The following is a 21,409-nucleotide window of genomic DNA, read 5'->3' as shown; positions in this document are numbered from 1 at the left end:
TGAGGGTGGGCTGTTCAAAACCTTGCGGAGCCATGGATGGCGGAGCAGAGCGTACAAGGACGTATCCACAGCGTGTTTTGAACAGCCCACCCTCACCGCTTCCTGCACCAAACGAGCCAAACCAGACATGTCAGAAGCCCTGAGAAAACTGCTCAAAGAAGGCAAAAACCCACAACAGCACCAGGACATCACCCCCCACGTAGGCGTCCTCACCCTACACTTCCAGCTCTACGCCTGCGAAGACCTCAAAGCCAAACGCAAAGCCTTCACCGCCATGAAAGCCATCTGGGGCAAAGAACCCGACCTCGCCGTCGCCGAAACCGCCGACCACGACGCCCTCGACTGCGCCACCTGGACCATCGCCGCCCTCGGCGCCAGCGCCCAGCAAATCACCCAGCGCCTCGACCAGATTGAAAAAGACATCCAGGACCGCATCGACGCCGCCATCCTCGACGTCCACCGGGAAATCCTCTGACCCCAACAGAGGCCAAAATCCCCATGGCCCTCGAGGCATAGCGTCATTCCTGTTCAGGCCTTATACTACCGCCCCTCAGGGAATACATGACCTGCAAGCACGCAGGCTATACTACGAGTGTCGGGCAACGCCCGGCTTCGTCCGCCAGGTTTCCGGAACCGACCTTGCGGATAACCACTGAAAGAAGTGTGTGGCTCTATGACCGGAAAGAAAAAATCCGCCCAGGCCTCCGTTGAGGCCATGTATCGCGTATTCACGGTGCCCGAGGCGCCGGAATCCACCCTGAGCCGCATCGACCAGAACATCTCCCGGAACCTGGCGGGCTTCCTCCAGGAACACATCGTCGCCGTTGAACGCGACCTGAGCGATGTCGAAAAAAACTTCGCCGACTCCGTGATTCCGGAAAAGCCGGTATTCGTCTCCGAACAGGCCCAATTCCTGCTCGACAAACTGGTCGCCAACTCGGTGCACACCGCCTCACCGGCATTCATCGGCCACATGACCTCGGCACTGCCCTACTTCATGCTGCCGCTGTCCAAAATCATGATTGCCCTGAACCAGAACCTGGTAAAAACCGAAACCTCCAAGGCCTTCACGCCGCTGGAGCGCCAGGTACTGGGCATGATTCACCGGCTGGTGTACCAGCAGGACGGCTCCTTCTACCGCAAATGGATGCACGACCCCCGGCACGCCCTGGGCGCCATGTGCTCCGGCGGCACCGTTGCCAACCTCACCGCCCTGTGGGTCGCCCGCAACCGCGCCTTCCCCGCCGAAGGCAGCTTCCGCGGCCTGCACGAAGAAGGCCTGTTCCGGGCACTGAGGTATTACGGCTGCGAAGGCGCCGCCATCGTTGTCTCCAAGCGCGGCCACTATTCCCTGCGCAAAGCCGCCGACGTACTCGGCCTGGGCCGCGACGCCCTGGTGCCGGTGGAAACCGACGAATTCAACCGTATCCAGCCCGATGCCCTGCGGGACAAATGCCTGGAACTGCAGAAACAGAAAATCAAAGTCATGGCCATCTGCGGCGTGGCCGGCACCACCGAAACCGGCAACGTCGACCCGCTGGACGCCATGGCCGACATCGCCCGGGAATTCGGCGCCCACTTCCACGTCGACGCCGCCTGGGGCGGGCCAACCCTGTTCTCCCGCACCCACAAACACCTGCTGCGCGGCATCGAAAAAGCCGACTCGGTCACCTTCGACGCCCACAAACAGCTCTACGTACCCATGGGCGCCGGCCTGGTGGTCTTCAAAGACCCCAGCCTCGCCAGCGCGGTAGAACACCACGCCCAGTACATCATCCGGAAAGGCTCCCGGGATCTCGGCAGCACCACCCTGGAAGGCTCCCGCCCGGGCATGGCCATGCTGATTCACTCCGGCCTGAAAATCCTCGCAAGAGAAGGCTACGAAATCCTCATCGACCAGGGCATAGACAAAGCCAAAACCTTTGCCAACATGATCGATGAACAACCGGATTTCGAACTGGTCACCCGGCCGGAACTGAACATCCTGACCTACCGCTATTGCCCGGAAGACGTACGTCAGGCACTGGCCATGGCCGACGAACTACAGGCAGAGAAAATGAACACCTGCCTGAACCGAATCACCAAATTCATCCAGAAAACCCAGCGGGAGCGGGGCAAGGCATTCGTCTCCCGAACCCGACTGGAGCCTGCCCGCTACTACCACTTCCCGTGCATCGTCTTCCGAGTGGTCCTCGCCAACCCGTTAACAACACCGGACATTCTGGAAGACATACTGAAAGAACAACGGGAGTTATCGAAGGAAGACGGCATTGCCGATGAGATTGAAATCCTGCATCAGATGGCAGCGGCCGTTTTAACGCAGAATCGCAAAGAGGCAAAGCAAGCATAAAAGAAGCCGAAGGTGGCCCAACTTACTTCAGACCGGGCCGCGGAAGTCCTTTCAAAGTTCTGCGAAACGAATCGATACCACGGAAGGCTGCGGGGCGGGGCTTGTGGGAGCCCTTTCCAAAACCTTGCGGAGCCATGGATGGCGGAGCAGAGCGTACAGGGAAGTATTCACAGCGTGTTTTGGAAAGGGCTCCCACAAGCCCCAACCTACTCCGAAAACGAACTTACTCCGAAGCCCGAAGCCAAAACCAGAATCAGTAAAGCGCCTCTTCGTCATCCAGCACCTCGTGCAGGATCTCCAGAAACATCTTATCTGCCTCACTCCAGTTCTCCGGAATCCGGATGGTGGTGTTGGCACTGATCTCGCGGGCGATCAACTCATCGGAATTCGGCTGCCCCTTGTACTTACGGGCAATATCCATGGATTTAACCGCAATGGTCGGCTCGCTCATCACCTTCTTGATGAACACCCGCAACTCTTCAATCATCTTGGCCTGACGGCTCTCGGAAGATGAACTCATTCCTGACTCCCCGATTATGGATAGCGTTAAAGCAATGCGGCCCGCTCGGGGCCTGATGTCCATAGTATGGCCAATCCGCGGGGCGGTAACCAGCCCCGCATAAACCGTCAGATCATCAAACCACGCAGGGCGAAGAACAGGAACGCCGCCATCAGGGCAGAAGCCGGCACAGTGATGATCCACGCCGCAGCAATCCGGAACAGGTGCGAGCGCTTGACCATTTCTTCCTTGTAGATCTTCTTCAGGCGCTTGCGTTCAGACTTGGACAGCGGCACCTGATCCTTCTTTTTCTTGGCCTGCTTCAGCAGATTCTCCATTTCCTCGACAGAGGCATTGCGGAAATCATCCAGGAACGGCTTCAGTCGCTCCTGCTCCGCCGGATCATGGTGCTCCATAATCTTGTGCAACTGGGTGGCATAGTTGGATTTGAGGTATTCCCGCAGGAAACCAACCCCGAATACGCCACCAATGGCAATATGGGTGGAGCTGACCGGCAGCCCCAACTGGGAAGCAAGGATAACGGTGAGTGCTGCAGACAAGGCAATACAGAACGCACGGGTTTTATCCAGCTCGGTGATTTCGCTGCCGACCGTCTTGATCAGGCGTGGGCCAAACAGCATCAAGCCCACCGCAAGACCCAGAGCACCGACCAACATCACCCAAAGCGGGATGCTGGCCGAGGTGACCACACCGCCACCGGCCTGGATGGCATCATTAATGGCCGCCAGCGGACCAATGGCATTGGCCACGTCGTTGGCGCCGTGGGCAAAGCTCAGGAGTGCTGCTGCGAAAATCAGCGGCCAGGTGAACAGCATATTCACACCATCGGTGCTGTTCTCCATCGTCGCCGCCTTGCGGCCAACCAGGGTTCTCATGGCGAAAAACACCACTGCCGCCAATGCCAGACCAATCAAGGCGGACTGGGTGAAGTCCAGCTTCACCAGCTTGCTCACACCTTTGATCATCAGATAAGTGCCGAAGGCCCACGCCATGATGGCCACCAGCCAGGGCACAAAGGTGCGGGCCGCTGACACCAGGTTCTTCTGGTACAGCACGGTCTTTTTGATCACAAACAGGAACAAGGCCGCCAGGGCGCCACCCAGTACCGGGGAAATCACCCAACTCGCAGCGATCTTGCCCATCACCGACCAGTCGGCAATGGCCCAGCCGCCAGCGGCAATACCGGCCCCGAGAACACCCCCAACAATTGAATGGGTGGTAGATACCGGCGCGCCCATCCAGGTAGCCAGGTTCAACCACAGGGCGCCTGCGAGCAGAGCAGCGGTCATCAGCCAGACAAAGGCGCGCGGATCATCAAGACTGGTGGGATCAATGATGCCACCCTTGATGGTAGAGACCACGTCGCCACCGGCAATGATCGCGCCACCGGCTTCAAACACCGCCGCCAGCAAAACCGCAGCACCAAGCGACAGGGCACCAGAGCCAACGGCCGGGCCCACGTTATTGGCAACATCATTGGCGCCAATGTTGATGGCCATGTAACCGCCAATCACGGCCGCCGCCATCAACAGCATATTATTGGGCAAGCCCTGGCTAAAGGAGCCAACCACAAGCCAGACGATAAGCAGGAACAGAACACTCAGACCGACCCGATACCGTTCCGTGGCGGGGCTGGTGAGCAGGGTATCCAGAAAATTGCTGGAACGGGCCATAAGCAATGTCATCTCTTGTGAGCTGAATGGACATCGGGCAGTCTTGCCACGGGGGGCAAACTATAAAATTTTTGCCATAAAATTGAAACAAAACTGACACGCAAGGCAGGCGTCACATTCCCGTAAAGAGGGACTGCAAATGCTACATAAATTGGCGCATACTTCTTAAATGAGCGCCAAAAAAATGATAAGAACCGCCATGATTCATGAAGCTACAGCTGATCACCTCACTTCCGGAGAACAGGAAGAGCGGCAGATTTCCCGATTGTTAAATGGCCTGTCGGTGATGGCTGCGTTGTTTCTGGCGGGTATTGGCACCAAAGCCTGGTACGCGGAGCACCCGGTTCATGCCTGGGTACTCTGGCTGTTTATTGTTCCCGTCGTGTTCAACATGATCTGGTACGCCTGGAAGCGGGATCGCGCAGTGCAGAAAGCCGGTCTGCTGATCACTGTGGGACTGCTATTTGCCTATCTTCTGGCTTCAGGCGGCGAGGGCAACACCGGACCTTTGTGGTTCTATGTCTTCCCACCACTGCTTTTTTACCTGACAAGTCTGAAAGGCGGGACTGCCATCCTGCTGTTCTGCTATCTGTTGGCGGTCATTGTTTTCCAGTTTCCCGGTTTGCCGCTGGTGACCGCGGAATACTCCACCGATTTCAAGATCCGGTTTTTCGCCACTCTCACATTCGAATCCATTTTCTGCTTTGTCCTGGAGGCGGGGCGCCTGAGGGCCAGGGGCAGACTCCTGGCGCTGGCCAAAACCCATGAACGTGCAGCCCGTACCGACGAGCTGACCGGACTGGCCAACCGTCGGGAAATGCAGAACCGGCTGGATACCGAGTTCTCCCGTTTCAAACGCGCTGGCCACCATTTCTCTGTAGTGCTGATTGACCTGGACCTGTTCAAGCGCATCAACGACGACCATGGCCACAACGCTGGCGACTCGGTGCTCCGTCAGTTCGCCGACCTTACCCATACTGTGGTGCGGCAATCCGACCTGGCGGCCCGCTGGGGCGGGGAAGAATTTCTCCTGCTGCTGCCAGACACCAGCCTGCTGCAGGCCCTGGCCCTGGCCGAGCGGCTTCGAGCGGAGGTGGCCAGTACACAGTTCCAGTATCAGGGCGAGACCCTGCCGGTCACCATCAGTGCCGGAGTCTGTTCCATTTCCAAGGCGGGTTCAGTAACTGAGCTACTAAAACAGGCTGATATCCAGTTGTACAACGCCAAAGATGCGGGCAGGAACCGTATCGCCCCCCGGGTACGAAGCCAGAGCACCACGGAGCCAACAGAAACCCGGGCTTGAGCCTGCGGGACACCATCGTTATGATCAGCCCCGGTTGGCCATGGGGCCGAAGTTACGATAACGCAGAGGTAGCGACATGGCAGCAATTCGAGTTCTGGTGGGCAGTGTCTATGGTGGTGCCCTGCTGACCGCCCGCAAGATTCGCGAGGAACTGGAAGCCGACGGGCACCAGGTGGTCGTGCTGGAAAACCCTCAGGTTGATGACATCACCGATAATGACGACGCCCTCCTGGTTTGCACCTCCACCACCGGGCAGGGCGAGATACCGGCCAACCTGCTGCCTTTTTACCTTGGCCTCCGGGAACAACTGCCTCAGCAGCCCGGCCGGCCTTTCGGCGTGATTGTGCTGGGTGACAGCTCATACGGAGACACTTTCTGCGGTGCCGGCAATTTGATCGAAGAAGCGTTTTACGAAACCGGTGCCCGCAAGGTAGGCGATTCCCTGAGAGTTGACGCTCTGGAAACCATGGAACCGGAAACCGAAGCCGTGCCCTGGGCAAAAAACTGGGTTAACGGGATTTGACCAATCTTTACACAAGTTACCAAATCTACGGCCTGTGATGCTTGAGCCGCCTTCAGCGACAGGCCATACTCGTCAGGATAATGACAATAACGGTAACCTGTGACTCTGATGAACCCGGCTAAGCTACTGGCCCTGCTGTTTCTGGTGATAACTCTGCCGCTTCAGGCGCAGCCGGCAAGCGTCTCCTATATCCCGGAGATGGAGTATCTGCGCCTGACGCCGGGCGTTCAGCTCACGCCCCAACAAGCAATGGCCTCAGTCGAGTGGCAGGTATTGCCGGAGAAAACTCCCAATTTCGGCTACATTCGAGACCATATCTGGCTTCGCTTTCCGGTCAGCAACCCGGAACTCATCACCCTTCTGGAAATCAGCTACCCGCAACTGGATCATGTCGACTTTTACCTGATCCGGGATAGCAACATTGTTCACCATGAAAGCACGGGCGACCAGAAACCCTTCCGGGAGCGACCGGTTCAACACCCTCACTTCCTGTTTCCGTTTCAGCTTCAGCCTGACGCCAATTACCAGATCCTGCTGAGGGTAGAGACCCAGGGCGCCATGCAGATTCCCCTGAAGCTCTGGAACAGCCGCAGCTACTTTGAAAAGGCCTCTGTCGAAAGCCAGCTGCACGCCGGTTACTATGGCATTCTGATCACCGTTATCTGCTTTAACCTGTTTGTGTTTCTGGCATTACGGGAGCCGGTCTATCTGCTCTATGTTCTGTCCACCTTCGGTTACCTGATCCTGGTTGGAAGCCTTAACGGCGTTACTTATCAACTGCTCTGGCCAGACGTCCCAGAGATACAGAACCGCGCCATGTTATTGACCGTGCCCTTTGCCATGGTCTTCACTCTGCTGTTCTCACGCTCGTTCCTGAGACTCAAGCGATCCAGTCCGGTGCTGGACCGGCTGATTCTGTTTACCATTGCGCTCAATGTACTGGTGGCAGCGCTCACCTTTTTCACCGACTACAGCACCGGCAGCCGCCTGACCGTCGCGCTTGCCATTCCCAGCTGCCTGCTCCTGACGGTAGTGGGACCGCTCCAATGGGTTCGCGGCAATCCCCAGGCGGTCTACTACACCCTGGCCTGGGGGGCACTTACGCTGGGCAGTGCCATTACTGCGGCCAACAAGTATGGCCTTATCCCCAACAACTTCATCACCGCTTACGGCATGCAGATAGGCTCTGCTCTGGAGGCCATTCTATTGAGCCTGGCACTGGCCGTGCGTATTTACCGGGAACGCCAGGACAAAGTACTGGCCCAGGAAGCCGAGTTGCGGGCACTGGAGGCCCGGAGATCGGCAGAGCTGCGGCTGATGGACCAGGCCCTGCACCACCCACTGACCGGCCTGCCCAATCGCAGCAGCTTTGAAATGAAACTGAGTGAGCTCACCCACTCGAATGACCGCAAACGCTATGGTGTGGTGATTATTCATCTTAACAACCTGAACTCAGTGACCAAGACCCTGGGCCACCGCAACAGCGATCGCATCCTGGAACTGGCCTCCAAACACTACAATGCGGTGATTCGGGATGTTCCCGGTGCCATTGCCCTTGAGCAGAGCGACCTCCGCAACTTTTATGTAGCCAGCCTGGATCCACAAACCTTTGCCTTTCTGGTTGATGCCAGCGAAGCGGAAGCTGCCACCAGGGCTGTGCTTCGCAGCATTGAGGAAGTCCGTTACCCGGTGGATTTCCTGGGTATGCAGGTACCATTGGCGCCGCAACTCGGGGTCGCGATCTATCCCGAACACGGTACAGACGCCAACACCCTGATCCGTCGCGCCGTGATTGCCGAAGGCTCTGACCGTGCCCGGGACCGGGGGATTGCCTACTATAAGCCGTCCCGGGATTCCTACAGTGCAGAACGACTGACTCTGGTATCTGAGCTCCGACACGCCATCGACAACAACACGCTGGCGCTGTATCTACAACCCAAGTTGTCGCTCAAGTCCGGCCAGATCGTCGGATATGAAGCCCTGATCCGCTGGCCAGACCGCGAACAACCGGTCGCACCGGACGAGCTCATTGCCCTGGCGGAGCAAAGCGGACTGATCAAACCCCTGACCCGCTGGGTACTGCAGGAAGCCCTACACATGCGCAGCCGGTTGCTGGAGCTGGGCTTCGACGCAGGCATAGCGGTTAATATCTCGCCCAACAACCTCCGGGAGCCGGATTTCGCGGTATTCGTTCAGCGCCTGATGCAGAGCTTTCATGCCCATATGGGTGCCATTACCTTTGAGGTAACGGAAACCTCGATGATGCAAGACCCTGTGAACTCTCTGAAAGCACTCAATGCCCTGAACGCGGCGGGCATCCCCCTGTCCATCGACGACTTCGGCTCCGGGTACTCTTCACTGTCGTACATCAAACAGCTGCCGGCCAGTGAGATCAAAATCGACCGGTCACTGATTACCGAACTGTCGCATCGGGAGGAAGACCGGGTGATCGTGCGGACCACCATCGATATGTGTCACAGCCTGGGCTACACGGTGGTTGCGGAGGGGGTTGAGGATGACGAAACGCTGCGCCTGCTGGAAGACATGGGCTGCGACCTGATTCAGGGGTACATTCTGACCAGGCCGCTGCCCTTTGACGGGATGATTGACTGGATGTCTGGTCAGCCCAGGCGCTCGCGAATCAGCGCTTCCTGAGTCGTTGACGCCACCAGCACGCCGTCCCGGGTAAAGAAGTTGCCCCGATTAAACCCCCGCGCACCGGACGCGCTGGGGCTGTCCTTGTCATACAGCAGCCAGTCGTCCATGCGAAAATCCCGGTGGAACCAGATAGCGTGGTCCAGGCTGGCCACCTGCATCCCCTTGCTCATAAACGTTCGGCCATGGGGGTTCAGCGACGTACCGAGAAAGGTGAAATCGGAGGCGTAGGTCAACAGGCACCGGTGCAACACGGGATCGTCCGGAAGGGGCCCAGCCGCCCGGAACCAGTTCTGCCGATGGGGCGGGCGTTTCTCTGGCTTGAACGGATTCATTGGATTGACCGGGCGGATTTCAATCGGACGATCCTTGGTCATCACATCCCGCAGTTTTTCCGGTAACTTTTCTGCGATCATCTTGCCCCAGTCCTGCTCGGAACGCAGTGACTCAGGTTCTGGTGCCTCAGGCATCTCCAACTGGTGATCCAGCCCCGGTTCGGTCACCTGGAACGACATGGAGCCGGTCAGAATTTCCTTGCCATCCTGGCGGGCAATCACACGACGCACCGAGAAGGTGCCGCCATCACGCACCCTCTGCACCTCATAATCAATCGGCATGCTGTGGTTGCCCGGGCGCAGAAAATAGGCATGCAACGAATGGCACAGCCGGTCCTCGACGGTGCGACTGGCTGCCATCAGGGCCTGCCCCAGCACCTGACCACCAAACACATGGGGGAATCCCAGGTCTTCGCTTTCACCCTGAAAATGATCATCACCGATGGGGGACAAGTCCAACAGCTCCACCAGCTTACGGGTTACCTCTAGCATGCCTGCTCCTGTGTTTTGTTAGCTCACGAACGGGTTTTCTACCCCAGACAGCAAAATTTCGCAACGACAACAACAAGGCAAGGAAGAATATCGGGGCCGGATGGCCCCGATGGCAGGCTGGTCAATCCTGGTGAAGAGGCGGCACTTCCCGCGCCAGCGCCTGTTTTTCAACGGCAAACCGTCCGGTCACCGCAAAACCGAGTGTTTCACCGGCAGGCGACTTGAACAACGCTTTCACGTCTGATGCTTCCTGTTCAATCTGCCAGTTCCCTTCGGCGCCGATCGGTGGCGGGCACACGGCTGTCGGGCAGCAAGGTGTCTTGACCATGATTGGCATGGTGCCATAGCGGACCTCGGTGCGTTCGCCCGTAAGGGTTTTCGCCAGAGCACGGGCGCAGGCCATCAACGGCAGTACATACAGCAGCACCTGGCCGTCCACTTCAGCGCAGTCGCCCAGGGCATAGACATCCTCTGCCGAGGTTTCCAGCGCACGGTTCACCTGTATGCCCCGCCCGGTGTCCAGCCCCGCGGCTTTCGCCAGCTCGGTTCGCGGCCGCAAACCAACCGCTGAAATCACCAGGTCGGCCTGCAGTGTTTCACCGTTACCCAGCGTCAGCCGGACGCCGTCTCCGTCCTCATCAACCCGCTCGACAACGGTTCCCAGGTGGAAACGAACCCCAAGCTCCGTCAGCTCATGGCGAACAGCCTCAGCGGCGGGCTCCGGCAACAGACTGGGCATCACCGTGGCGTCCGGTGCAATCACGTCGACCTCATAACCACCATTGCGAAGATCGTTGGCAAACTCACAACCAATCAGCCCGGCCCCCATGATCGCTACCCGCTTACCGCCTTCCAGCGCTTTGCGGAATGCCCGGTAGTCCAGCAGGTCGTTAATGGAGTACACACGGTCCAGGCCATTACCAGCCAGACCAAGGCGGATCACGTCAGCCCCCCAGGCCAGCACCAGCTTGCTGTAACCTAGCCGTTCATCACCCAGGATCAACTCGTGCTTGCCGGTGTCTATACCGGTCACCGTGGTGTAGGTGCGTACTTCCACCCCAAGCTGCTCAGCCATGGCTTCGGTGTCGGCCTGGGCCAGCCCCTGGGCGTCTTTATCTTTGGTAAACCCGGTAGACAGCATCGGCTTGGAATAGCTGACGCCATCATCGGCGGTGACCATAACGATCGGGGTGTCTTTGTCCAGCTTGCGGAATTCGCGTACCAGCGAGTAGCCCGACAACCCGGTGCCTACAATCACAATCGGTGCCTGGTTGGTCATTCATCTGCTCCGTTTATCAGCCGATTTCGATCATCTCGAAGTCTTCTTTGCCAACGCCGCAATCCGGGCAAACCCAATCCTCGGGCACGTCTTCCCATTTTGTACCCGGCTCGATTCCATCTTCCGGCCAACCCTCGGCCTCATCGTAGATCAGGCCACAAACCACACACTGCCACTTCTTCATGCTATCTCTCCCATCAATGTTGGCGGAATATTATTGTCTGACAATGCAACAATCAAGCATCACTTTAAAGATTTGTCCGGACAGGCCAGACAACCGCAAAGGGCCATAATACTCGTACCATTGCCGATGACCAATGCCAGCACGGACGCTCATCCCGGTATATTTGTGCCAATAGCAGTAACTACAGATAGCTACCGGGCGCCACCCCCTCCCTTCAATGGCCCCACTTCGGTATAATCGCCGGTTTTACGACAGGATCCGACCGTTATGACCGATACCGTCGCCGACATGAACCAGGTCATGGCCGAAGCCGACTGCCTGGTGAATGAGCAGCAGGTGAGTGCCGCCATCGACACAATGGCCACTGCCATTACCGAGCGCCTTAAAGACAGCAACCCACTGCTGTTCTGTGTGATGAACGGCGGTCTTATACTGACCGGGCAACTGCTGCCCAGGCTTCTGTTCCCGGTCCAGGCGGAGTACCTGCACGCAACCCGCTACCGCCAGGAAACCACTGGCGGCATCCTGGAATGGAAGCTCCAGCCTGAGGCCGACATGAAAGGCCGCACGGTATTGATTGTCGACGATATCCTCGACGAGGGTACGACCCTCTGCGCCATTGCGGATTACTGCCTGGCTCATGGTGCCCAAGAAGTCCTGACCGCAGTTCTGGTCGACAAGGAGCACGATCGCAAGGCCCGCCCTGGCCTGAAAGCAGACTTCACCGGCCTGTATGTCGAAGACCGATTCCTGTTCGGTTATGGCATGGACTACAAGGGATACTGGCGCAACGCGCCCGGAATCTATGCCGTCAAAGGACTCTGACCACCGCAACGGGCCGATCATTCCCCCCACGCGCTGGTACCGTTCTCTTGCTGCCGCCGGGCTTCACAATCCGGCGGTGCACGGCCCGGCCCGGCACTGGCTCCAGGTGGAGGGCTCGTTTACCCGGGCGCTCCAACAACAGTGCCGTTACCGCTTTCACGTGGAAGTCTGCAACGAGGGCTTCGCCGTGCCAACACTTGAGGAAGCACGGCGCCTCGGCCTCGCGCCCCGGCAGCGGGCCTGGATCAGGGAAGTACGCCTGTGCGGCGATAGCCAACCCTGGGTTCTTGCCCGCACCGTCATTCCCCTGGCCTGCCTCGAAGGCAAGGGCCGACGCCTTCGCAACCTTGGCAACAAGCCTCTTGGTGCCTATCTCTTCAGCCGTCCTGAATGGCTGCGCGGCCCATTGGAAACCGGACTATGCCAGAACACCGATGACCAGCAACCACAATTGGCCCGGCGCTCCCTGTTTCACCGAGGCAACGAGGCCCTGATGGTGGGCGAGTACCTGCTGCCAACACTCTACCAACGGTAAACGCGGGTTTAACCGGCGCCGCCAGGCTGGCTATAATCAGCCACTGCCCACGCACCCGACCGATGGAAGATCCTTGCCATGCTGCAGAACGCCCTGCCAGAACACGTCCAGAGCCGTCTGGCCGACTACGCGAAGCTGCTGCGAATCGACCGACCTATTGGCAGCCTGCTGTTACTCTGGCCCACCTGGTGGGCTCTCTGGCTTGCCGCGGGCGGAATGCCGTCCCTGGCCAACATTGTGATCTTCACCCTGGGCGTGTTCTTCATGCGGGCGGCAGGCTGTGCCATTAACGACTTCGCTGACCGGGACTGGGACCGCCATGTCAAACGCACCAAAGACCGCCCCCTGACCACTGGCCGCATCCGGGCCTGGGAAGCCGTCGCCCTGTTTGCCGGCCTGTGCCTGGTGTCGTTCCTGATGGTCGTGCTGTTCACCAACTCGCTGACCCTGTACCTGTCATTCGGCGGTGCCCTGCTGGCCTTCATTTATCCGTTCATGAAGCGCTATACCCACCTGCCCCAGCTGTTCCTGGGCGCCGCTTTCTCCTGGGCCATCCCCATGGCCTGGGCCGCCGAGGCCAATGAACTGAGCCAGCTCACCTGGCTGCTGTTCACCGCCAACGTGCTCTGGACCGTCGCCTACGACACTCTCTACGCCATGGTTGACCGGGATGATGACGTCAAGGTAGGCATCAAATCGACCGCCATCCTGTTTGGAGAGGCCGACCGGGCCATTATCGGTAGCTTGCAGGCGATGGTGATTATCATCCTGATCATGGTGGGCAACCAGGCCGAACTTGGCAGCTTCTATTATCTGGGAGTGGTCGCCATGGCCAGCCTGTTTGTCTACCAACAATACCTGGCACGGGAGCGCTCCCGGGACGGCTGCTTCAAGGCCTTTCTCAACAATAACTGGGCGGGCTTTGCAGTGTTCGCCGGCCTGGCGCTGGATTTGATGATCTGACCATCCAACCATGTCATATACTTGTAACAAAGACGCGTTGTAATGACTCAGCAACATTACTGGGGAGCAATTATTGCTCCCAGGGTCTGACACAGGTTAATGCTCATGACTGGAAAAACTGTCCTGATCGTCGATGACGAAGCACCTATCCGCGAGATGATCGCGGTCGCGCTCGAAATGGCTGATTATGACTACCTGGAGGCAGCGGATGCCCGAGAAGCGCATGCCCTGATCGTTGATAAACAGCCCGACCTGATTCTTCTGGATTGGATGCTGCCTGGCACCAGCGGGGTTGAACTGGCCCGAAGGCTGAAAAAAGAAGAGGCCACGGCGGATATTCCGATCATCATGCTGACCGCCAAGGTTGAGGAAGACAACAAGATCCAGGGCCTTGAAGTGGGTGCCGACGATTACATCACCAAGCCCTTCAGCCCCAGGGAACTGGTGGCACGTCTGAAGGCCGTGCTCCGCCGGGCAACGCCGGCCGGCGTTGACAGCCCCATTGAAGTGGAAGGCCTGACCCTGGACCCGGTCGGCCACCGGGTCACTTCCCCTGAGGGCGCACTGACCATGGGACCCACCGAATACCGGCTGTTGCAGTTTTTCATGACTCACCAGGAACGGGTGTATACCCGCTCCCAGTTGCTGGACCAGGTCTGGGGCGGCAATGTGTATGTTGAAGAACGCACCGTTGACGTGCACATACGGCGCTTGCGCAAGGCGCTCGGCGACAAGTACGATCACCTGATTCAGACGGTACGGGGCACCGGATACCGCTTCTCAACACGAGCCGCCTGATCCATACCGGCCGTCACGCATCAGCGCCGGACACACAACAAGGCAGACTTTGATGCAACACAACTGGTCAAGATATCTGCGGCTGATCATCGCCGGCCTTGCTGGCACCACCCTGGTGGGCTGGTATTTCGGCTACCCATTGTATGGCCTGCTTGCGGGACTGATGGCCTACCTCTGGTGGACGCTGGGCCAGGCACGCCACCTCTACCAATGGCTGGCCAACCCCAGCGCCACCGGCGAGCCACCCAAAAGTATCGGCCTGTGGGGTGACATCTTTGACAACCTGCACAAACTTCACCAGGGCCACCTGCTAACCCAGGACCGGCTGCGTGCCCGGATCAACCGAGTGCAGGAATCCACCAACGCCATGCGCGACGGGGTCATCATGACCGACGCCCGGGGCGCCATGGAGTGGTGGAACGGCTCAGCGGAATACCTGCTCGGTTTCAGGCGCAGCACCGACCAGGGGCAATACATCCACAACCTGATTCGCACACCGGCCTTCAAAGCCTACTTCGACGCCCGGGATTACCGGGAGCCGCTGGAAATTCACTCGCCTGCCCGGCCCCACATCCACCTGCAGATACAGATCAGCCTGTTCGGCGATGACGACCGGCTGATCGTCGCCAAGGACGTCACCCGGCTTTATCAACTGGAACAGATGCGCAGGGATTTTGTCGGCAACGTTTCCCATGAAATGCGCACCCCCCTGACCGTCATCAGCGGTTATCTGGAAACCCTGGTTGATCACGGTGACGAACTGCCCCCGAAGTGGCGACGGGCCATCAACACCATGGCGGCGCAGTCCTCACGCATGGAAGCCCTGATAACCGACTTGATCCTGCTGTCAAAGATTGAAACCGGAGAACACACCGGCGACGATGCCCTGACCGATGTCGAACATCTAATCAATCAAATCTGCCACGATGCCAGGGCGCTCAGTGGCGACAGAAATCACAAAATTCTGGTAGAGGTCACCGACCACCGGCTGTTACGGGGCGATGAGAGTCAGCTCAGAAGTGCCTTTTCAAACCTGATTTTCAATGCCGTGAAATACACCCCGGCCAACGGCAGCATCGAAGTCTCCTGGAGTACCAACCGGGACGGCGCGCACCTGCGGGTAAAGGACACAGGTATCGGCATTGACCCGGTTCATATTCCCCGACTGACCGAGCGCTTTTACCGGGCAGACCCGAGCCGACACAAAGATACTGGCGGTACTGGCCTGGGGCTGGCCATCGTCAAGCATGTACTGATCAATCACGACGGCAATCTCGAGATTCGCAGTAAGGTTGGCGAAGGCAGCGAATTTATTTGTCATTTCCCCCGGGAACGACTGGTGGAGCGGGTTCCGGAAACCAACGACAGCTGATTCGCCAGACACCAGGATGCGCGAGCGACTACCTGCCGGCGCGGAACCGCGCCACAAACCGTGACAGATCTTCCAGTTTTTTCGGGTCCTCATCGACAAACCGGATGGTGACGCTGACAAAGTCGGTATCCTGGCGTTTATCGACTGCCTGCAACTGGTGCACATAGCCATTCAGCCGAGCCATCTGCCCGTCGCCAATATCAATATCCACCACCGCCTGATCCAGAATGCCGGGAAACTCCTGGTCCCGCTTGGCAATCACCCGAACTTCCGTCAAGTTGACGTCTTTCACCACAGATTTCAGCGTGCTGTCGGAAAACCTGACCGAGGCCAGGCTCATGGGCCCGCGAGCAGCCGGTCTGGACGAGGCTTCTCGCCGCCCCCCCGCCAACAGCGGGTTGTCCTGTTCCGCGGCAGCAGCGGCCGGGTCTTTTCGAGGCTCCGGAGCATCCCGTTTCTGGGTTAGCAGCGCCGCGGATTCCTTGAAGGCATCCGCCGGCCCCTCCATGGATTTGCCGCCTCTCTCCATGGCGTCTTTCAGGCGCCGCCCCATAACCTTGATAATCTTCTTGCTCAACCCTTCGGGACTGAACGGCTTGCCCAGGTACTCGGACACCCCTTCCTTGACCGCCTCAATCACATGGTCCTTATCGCCCCGGCTGGTAATCATGATGAATGGCACTTTCTCGTACTGAGGCTGCTGGCGCATCCACTGCAGCAGTTCCAGCCCGGACATCTCGGGCATTTCCCAGTCACACAGAACCAGATCAAAATTGCTCCGGGACATCAGCGACTGGGCCCGGCGACCATTCTGGGCGTCGGTAGTCTCGATCACCGGGAATCGCTGGCGTACGGTGCGCTTTACCAGATCCCTTACAAAACTGGCGTCGTCCACCACCAGCGCTTTCAGTGTTGCCATAAAACCATCCACTCCGGGCTTGCGTGCATCCGTAAACTATAGAACATCACGGGCTCAGCGTGACCCACCCGCAACAAAAAGACGACAAACACGACAGATGCCATCAGGCATTAAAGAATTGTCACACACCTGGCCCTCAGGCAGTGTTTTCCCGGCTGGAAAACAGGCTAACATGGCGACATCGATCGCTTACCTTCGTCCCGAGAGGTTTACTGTGGCTCATCTGATTACACGGCCGAACATCCGCCGTACCCTGGCTGCCCTGTCACTGTCGGCCCTGGCCTTTGGCGCTCAGGGCCAGAGCATACCGGTCATGACCGACGAGCAATTTGCCGAGTGCAAACAATCCCTCGAGGCCAGGGCTGTCGGTGCCGGCGTCAGCGAGGCTACCGCCCGGGACGTTCTGGCCAACGTTAACTATATTGAGCGGGTGATTGAGCTCGACCGTCGGCAACCGGAGTTCACCACCACGTTTGCCGATTACTTCAACCGCCGCGTGAATGAGTCCCGTATTACCAAAGGCCGGGAGTTACTCGAAACGCATCGGGATCTGCTCGACCGGGTTACCCGGGAAACCGGAGTTCCGGCGCCCTACCTGCTGGCGTTCTGGGGTCTTGAGACCAACTATGGCAGCTACTTCGGCAAGATGCCGGTGCCCAGCTCGCTGGCAACCCTGGCCTGCGACCAGCGTCGCAGCACATTTTTCACCGAGCAGTTCGTTGCGGCCCTGAAGATCATTGACGAAGGGGCCATTCCCGCGGAGCAGATGGAAGGCTCATGGGCCGGCGCCATGGGCCACGTCCAGTTCATGCCCACCGTGTTCCTGCAACATGCGGTCGATGCCGATGGCGACGGCCGCCGGGACCTTTGGAACAGCCTGCCGGATGCCATGATGTCTGCGGGTAAGTTCCTCCAATCCATGGGCTGGGACGGCGAGTATCGCTGGGGCCGGGAGGTCCTTCTGCCAGCCAACTTTGACTTCAGCCTGTCCGATGGCCGCCGTTTACCATTGGCCGAATGGCGTGGTATGGGCATCACAGATGCCTTTGGCAACGCCCTGGCAAACGAACCGATTGAAGCGGCACTGGTGGTGCCCAGCGGCCATCGGGGCCCGGCGTTCCTGGTTTACAGCAACTTCCGGGTCATCATGGGCTGGAACCGTTCGGAGTTCTATGCCGTGTCCGTTGGCCACCTGGCCGATCGAATTGCTGGCGCCGGCGGGCTTCAGAATCCACCGCCGGAAGATCAGCCCACCCTGTCCCGTGACCAGATCATCCAGCTTCAGGAGAACCTCAACACCAAGGGTTTTGCCAGCGGCAACCCTGATGGCATCCTCGGCTCAAACACCCGTAAGGCCATTCGCGAGTTCCAGAAATCCCAGGGCCTGATTGCCGACGGCATGCCGTCGGAACTCCTGCTAGAGAAACTGAACGTGATCAATGAAAGCTGACGCCCATTGCGTCGGCTTTTTTTACACGTCCTCCATTGGCCAGACTACTAATCCCCTATTAACAGGCAGTTATACACCTGGCACAGATCTGGCTACATGTTCCAGCGATTCCCGGAGCCGACGGGAGAAACTGACTAGCTGGTAACAAGGTGAAGATCATGAACACATTGATGAAAGGACTCGTTGCAACTGCAGCCATGGGCTTTGCGGCGACAGCAGCAGCATTCCCGGTTGACCTGGAAAGCGTATCCGGTGCCTGGGGAAGCCCCACTGGCGGCAGCAATATCCAGGGCGTGGGAACTGATAATTTGCGCTGGGGAGAAGGTCTGGTTACCTGTTCCGGCAAACTTTGGTGGAAAGAATGTTCACAAGGGCCGCAAAGCGGGTATGGGTTTGAGGGTGCCAGCAACCTGCCTGAAACCATTACTTCCAGCGACCCGTTTGTTCTTGGCAGCTTCACCCACTTCAACAACCGGATTACCGGCGACAGCATCACTGCCGTAGATCTGGACGTTTATGCAACCTTCTCGACAACCCCGGACAACGGCACTGTCACTGGCCCCTATACTTTCCAGTTTTCCCATAACGAGACGCCAAATGTCTATTGTGGCCCACTGTCCTTTATCTTCGGTTGTTCAACCAAAGACGTTGATGACATTGTGCGCCTGGACAACATGATTGAAAGTTCAGAGTTCCAGTTCGGCTCCAGTATCTACTCGCTGACCCTGCTGGGCTTTGAGGGTGGCGTTGATGAGATTTATACCGCGGAAGGCAAGGCTACCTCGGTTAACCTGCTGGCAAAACTGAACGTTCGCTCCGTGCCAGAGCCCGGCACTCTGGCCCTACTAGGCCTTGGCCTGGCTGGTCTTGGTCTGGCCCGTCGCCGTAAAGTCTGATTCTCCCACACCGGCGGCCCGCCCGCCGGTGTCTTTCCTCCCAACCAGTGATCTGATTCCGGAATCAGCGCATAATATCTGGCATATCCCTCACGATATTGTCCCGGAGATTCATGGATTCCATTACCCAAGCCGCTCTCGGCGCTTCCATTGCCGGTGCGGTTGCCGGCAAAACACTCGGTCGCTCTGTTCTGCTCACCGGCGCACTGCTGGGCACCCTGCCTGACCTCGACGTGGTCATCGATTACGGCAGTGCCGTGGCCAATTTCACCCAACACCGGGGCTTCAGCCATTCCCTGTTTATCCTGATCCCGCTGTCGTTTCTGATTGCCTGGGGCTTGTGGCGCTGGAAACCCCAGCTTTCCTATCAACGGTGGCTGGCCCTGGTGGGCTTGATCCTCGTCACCCACCCCCTGCTGGATGCCTTTACCACCTATGGCACCCAACTGTTCTGGCCCCTGGGGGACCCGGTAGCCCTCCACAGCATTTTTATTATCGATCCGTTGTACACCCTGCCCCTACTGGCAGGCTGCCTGGCCCTCCTGATTCGCCCCCCGGCAACAAACGCCGTTACCGCGGGCCTGGTGCTGTCGACCCTGTACCTCGGCTGGACCCTGGTTGCCCAGCAGTGGATCACCGACAGGGTTCAGCCAGCGTTGGCGGAGGTTGGTATGAAGGACGCGTCCTTGCTGGTTCAGCCGATGCCATTCAACACGATTTTATGGCGGGTAACCGCCATCACGGACAAACACAGGATCGAAATAGTCACCGGGTTTCTTGATGGCAGCGATGAACTGACCCTGGAGCACTTCCCCCGCCGGCCCGAACTGGCGCAATCGGTTGCCTCCTTGCCGGAAGCCCGCCGTCTTGAATGGTTTACCCGAGGCTTTCTGGACTACCGGCTAGCCGGCAACCAGATCACCGCCACAGACATTCGCCTGGGCATTCCCGGCGCTCACCCGTTTACCTTCATTCTGGCAGAAACCTCCGAATCCGGCGTAACCCCCATCCCCAGCGGCCGGATGCCGCGACCTTCGGTTAACCGAGACGCCCTGCCACTGCTCTGGTCAAGACTGACAGGGCGAACGCCGGTGCTCTGCCTGGCAACCTTGTCTACGCCTCCGCAAGGGCACAGCTGCTGATGCGACTGGATCAGTTTGTCAGTAACAGCAGCGGGCTTTCCCGCAAGGACAGCAAGCGAGCGATTTCGGCCGGGCGGGTCCGGGTGGATGGGAAAATGACCAAGAGTGCCAACAGCCGGGTGCCGGAGCACGCAAAGGTGACATTGGACAACCAGGCGCTGACTCTTCCCGACGGCCTGTACCTGATGATGAACAAACCGGCTGGCGTTATCAGTGCCACCAACGACAGCAGTCAGCCTACCGCCATTGACCTTCTGCCCCCTGAGCTGGCGAGACAGGTTCATATCGCTGGCCGGCTCGACAAAGACACCACCGGACTGCTGCTACTGACCAGCGACGGCCAGTGGTCTCATCAGGTAACGTCACCACGCCGGGCTTGCCCGAAAACCTACCGGGTCACCCTGGCCGAACCGCTGGACGAACATGCCTGCCAGGCACTCGAGCAAGGCATCGAACTGAAAGGCGAGCAAAAACCGACGCTACCCGCCCAGGTGCTGCAAAACTCGGCAACCGAGATCGAACTGACCATCCGGGAAGGCAAGTACCATCAGGTAAAGCGCATGCTGGCCGCGGTGGGCAACCACGTTGTGTCACTGCACCGACAGAGCATTGGCGATATCATTCTCGACCCGGCCCTGGCACCCGGACACTACCGCTCATTGACCGCGCAGGAAATACAGTCTGTGGTCGAGCCCGATTAGTCAGCGGCGATACGTTCGAATTTCTGGGCCTCGAGGTTTTTGCGCACCGCACCTGCCTCAAAAACTTCACCGTTCATGGCGATATAGACCCCCGATGGCAGGAGCTGCGCCGCCGCCCAGGCAAAACCGACGTTAAAGATGGCGTCGGTACGGCGCATGCGGGCGGGCTGCATGGCACCGGTCAGCACAATGGTGCGATCAGCCAACGGCTTCAGAACCTGGGCGGTTTGGGCCATGGTATCGGTACCATGGGTAATCAGGATTCTGGAGCAGTCCGAGGTACGAACAGCCTCCAGAATGGTCGCCCGGTCATCGTCAGTGAGTTCCAGGCTGTCCTTGCGCATCAGCTCGCGGATGATGTAGCCATCGTGGATATTGGACTCCCGGAGCAACTCCGGGAGCAGGCTCTCACCAATTTCAAACTTGCTGTTGGCATCAAAGTACACCTTATCGATGGTGCCGCCGGTCGTCAGTATCTGGATCATCGTCACCTG

At 58.5% G+C, this 21,409-nt stretch carries 21 protein-coding genes; 14 read left to right on the top strand and 7 right to left on the bottom strand.

From position 1 onward, the window contains the following. Positions 1 to 127 precede the first annotated feature (127 nt). Together ACZ5Q2_RS06110 and panP are read left to right on the top strand one after the other, a co-directional pair. A complete protein-coding gene (locus tag ACZ5Q2_RS06110) occupies positions 128 to 475 on the top strand; it encodes a DUF503 domain-containing protein (protein ID WP_061330836.1) in 348 nt (115 codons plus the stop codon). Between the two features lie 198 nt (positions 476 to 673). Beyond that, positions 674 to 2,350, top strand: a complete 1,677-nt coding sequence (gene panP / locus ACZ5Q2_RS06105) for a pyridoxal-dependent aspartate 1-decarboxylase PanP (protein WP_061330837.1) — start codon at positions 674 to 676, stop codon at positions 2,348 to 2,350. Between the two features lie 253 nt (positions 2,351 to 2,603). Here panP and ACZ5Q2_RS06100 read toward each other — a convergent pair whose 3' ends face one another. Together ACZ5Q2_RS06100 and ACZ5Q2_RS06095 are read right to left on the bottom strand one after the other, a co-directional pair. Continuing rightward, positions 2,604 to 2,870: a hypothetical protein gene (locus ACZ5Q2_RS06100; protein ID WP_058091522.1), complete on the bottom strand. Its 267-nt coding sequence runs from the start codon at positions 2,868 to 2,870 to the stop codon at positions 2,604 to 2,606. Between the two features lie 107 nt (positions 2,871 to 2,977). Next, entirely contained in the window at positions 2,978 to 4,543 is a 1,566-nt protein-coding gene (locus ACZ5Q2_RS06095) for an inorganic phosphate transporter (protein ID WP_061330838.1), read from the bottom strand. A gap of 199 nt (positions 4,544 to 4,742) precedes the next feature. On the opposite strand from ACZ5Q2_RS06095, the gene ACZ5Q2_RS06090 reads away from it, so the two are divergent. The 3 genes from ACZ5Q2_RS06090 (at position 4,743) to ACZ5Q2_RS06080 (ending at position 9,024) form a co-directional block, all read left to right on the top strand. Further along, on the top strand, positions 4,743 to 5,846 hold the full coding sequence (locus ACZ5Q2_RS06090) for a GGDEF domain-containing protein (protein ID WP_061330947.1): 1,104 nt from the start codon (positions 4,743 to 4,745) through the stop codon (positions 5,844 to 5,846). Positions 5,847 to 5,922: 76 nt separating this feature from the next. After that, the gene (locus ACZ5Q2_RS06085; RefSeq protein WP_061330839.1) at positions 5,923 to 6,369 is read left to right on the top strand and encodes a flavodoxin; all 447 of its coding nucleotides are present in this window, start codon (positions 5,923 to 5,925) and stop codon (positions 6,367 to 6,369) included. Between the two features lie 108 nt (positions 6,370 to 6,477). Then, positions 6,478 to 9,024: an EAL domain-containing protein gene (locus ACZ5Q2_RS06080; RefSeq protein ID WP_061330840.1), complete on the top strand. Its 2,547-nt coding sequence runs from the start codon at positions 6,478 to 6,480 to the stop codon at positions 9,022 to 9,024. On the opposite strand, the gene tesB is transcribed toward ACZ5Q2_RS06080, so the two are convergent. The 3 genes from tesB to ACZ5Q2_RS06065 all read right to left on the bottom strand — a co-directional run bounded on the left by tesB (position 8,991) and on the right by ACZ5Q2_RS06065 (position 11,314). Further along, a complete protein-coding gene (gene tesB, locus ACZ5Q2_RS06075) occupies positions 8,991 to 9,851 on the bottom strand; it encodes an acyl-CoA thioesterase II (RefSeq protein ID WP_061330841.1) in 861 nt (286 codons plus the stop codon). The genes ACZ5Q2_RS06080 and tesB overlap by 34 nt on opposite strands. 121 nt (positions 9,852 to 9,972) lie before the next feature. After that, entirely contained in the window at positions 9,973 to 11,130 is a 1,158-nt protein-coding gene (locus ACZ5Q2_RS06070) for an NAD(P)/FAD-dependent oxidoreductase (RefSeq protein WP_061330842.1), read from the bottom strand. A 16-nt stretch (positions 11,131 to 11,146) separates the two neighbouring features. Further along, positions 11,147 to 11,314, bottom strand: coding sequence for a rubredoxin (locus ACZ5Q2_RS06065; protein WP_008173532.1), 168 nt, complete (start codon positions 11,312 to 11,314; stop codon positions 11,147 to 11,149). 267 nt (positions 11,315 to 11,581) lie between these two features. On the opposite strand from ACZ5Q2_RS06065, the gene ACZ5Q2_RS06060 reads away from it, so the two are divergent. The 5 genes from ACZ5Q2_RS06060 (at position 11,582) to phoR (ending at position 15,807) form a co-directional block, all read left to right on the top strand. Continuing rightward, positions 11,582 to 12,139, top strand: coding sequence for a hypoxanthine-guanine phosphoribosyltransferase (locus tag ACZ5Q2_RS06060; RefSeq protein WP_061330843.1), 558 nt, complete (start codon positions 11,582 to 11,584; stop codon positions 12,137 to 12,139). After that, entirely contained in the window at positions 12,120 to 12,674 is a 555-nt protein-coding gene (locus ACZ5Q2_RS06055) for a chorismate--pyruvate lyase family protein (RefSeq protein WP_061330844.1), read from the top strand. Before ACZ5Q2_RS06060 ends, ACZ5Q2_RS06055 begins: the two co-directional genes overlap by 20 nt. A 78-nt stretch (positions 12,675 to 12,752) precedes the next feature. Continuing rightward, the gene (ubiA, locus tag ACZ5Q2_RS06050; RefSeq protein ID WP_061330845.1) at positions 12,753 to 13,637 is read left to right on the top strand and encodes a 4-hydroxybenzoate octaprenyltransferase; all 885 of its coding nucleotides are present in this window, start codon (positions 12,753 to 12,755) and stop codon (positions 13,635 to 13,637) included. 105 nt (positions 13,638 to 13,742) lie between these two features. Further along, a complete protein-coding gene (gene phoB, locus ACZ5Q2_RS06045; RefSeq protein WP_058091532.1) occupies positions 13,743 to 14,435 on the top strand; it encodes a phosphate regulon transcriptional regulator PhoB in 693 nt (230 codons plus the stop codon). Between the two features lie 52 nt (positions 14,436 to 14,487). Then, positions 14,488 to 15,807 (top strand): phosphate regulon sensor histidine kinase PhoR, encoded by a 1,320-nt coding sequence (phoR, locus tag ACZ5Q2_RS06040; RefSeq protein WP_061330846.1) that lies wholly within the window; start codon positions 14,488 to 14,490, stop codon positions 15,805 to 15,807. A 28-nt stretch (positions 15,808 to 15,835) separates the two neighbouring features. Here the strand turns inward: phoR and ACZ5Q2_RS06035 are convergent, their stop codons facing one another. Next, complete coding sequence (locus ACZ5Q2_RS06035; protein WP_061330847.1) at positions 15,836 to 16,726, bottom strand: response regulator; 891 nt, start codon at positions 16,724 to 16,726, stop codon at positions 15,836 to 15,838. Positions 16,727 to 17,039: 313 nt separating this feature from the next. Here ACZ5Q2_RS06035 and ACZ5Q2_RS06030 point away from each other — a divergent pair, with 313 nt between their 5' ends. The 4 genes from ACZ5Q2_RS06030 to ACZ5Q2_RS06015 all read left to right on the top strand — a co-directional run bounded on the left by ACZ5Q2_RS06030 (position 17,040) and on the right by ACZ5Q2_RS06015 (position 20,915). Next, positions 17,040 to 18,176, top strand: coding sequence for a lytic murein transglycosylase (locus tag ACZ5Q2_RS06030; protein ID WP_413772201.1), 1,137 nt, complete (start codon positions 17,040 to 17,042; stop codon positions 18,174 to 18,176). Positions 18,177 to 18,334: 158 nt separating this feature from the next. Further along, the gene (locus tag ACZ5Q2_RS06025; RefSeq protein WP_061330849.1) at positions 18,335 to 19,072 is read left to right on the top strand and encodes a THxN family PEP-CTERM protein; all 738 of its coding nucleotides are present in this window, start codon (positions 18,335 to 18,337) and stop codon (positions 19,070 to 19,072) included. Between the two features lie 113 nt (positions 19,073 to 19,185). Continuing rightward, entirely contained in the window at positions 19,186 to 20,214 is a 1,029-nt protein-coding gene (locus tag ACZ5Q2_RS06020) for a metal-dependent hydrolase (RefSeq protein ID WP_061330850.1), read from the top strand. Beyond that, positions 20,214 to 20,915 carry a pseudouridine synthase gene (locus tag ACZ5Q2_RS06015; RefSeq protein WP_061330851.1) on the top strand — a complete coding sequence of 234 codons (702 nt, stop codon included), beginning with the start codon at positions 20,214 to 20,216 and terminating at the stop codon, positions 20,913 to 20,915. The genes ACZ5Q2_RS06020 and ACZ5Q2_RS06015 overlap by 1 nt, the downstream gene beginning before the upstream one ends. Here ACZ5Q2_RS06015 and ACZ5Q2_RS06010 read toward each other — a convergent pair. Further along, positions 20,912 to 21,400, bottom strand: a complete 489-nt coding sequence (locus tag ACZ5Q2_RS06010) for an asparaginase domain-containing protein (protein ID WP_061330852.1) — start codon at positions 21,398 to 21,400, stop codon at positions 20,912 to 20,914. The two genes, ACZ5Q2_RS06015 and ACZ5Q2_RS06010, sit on opposite strands and share 4 nt — an antisense overlap. Positions 21,401 to 21,409 lie beyond the last annotated feature (9 nt).

The organism is Marinobacter alkaliphilus (genome assembly GCF_055394375.1).
This window is presented reverse-complemented; position numbering and strand designations above follow the sequence as displayed.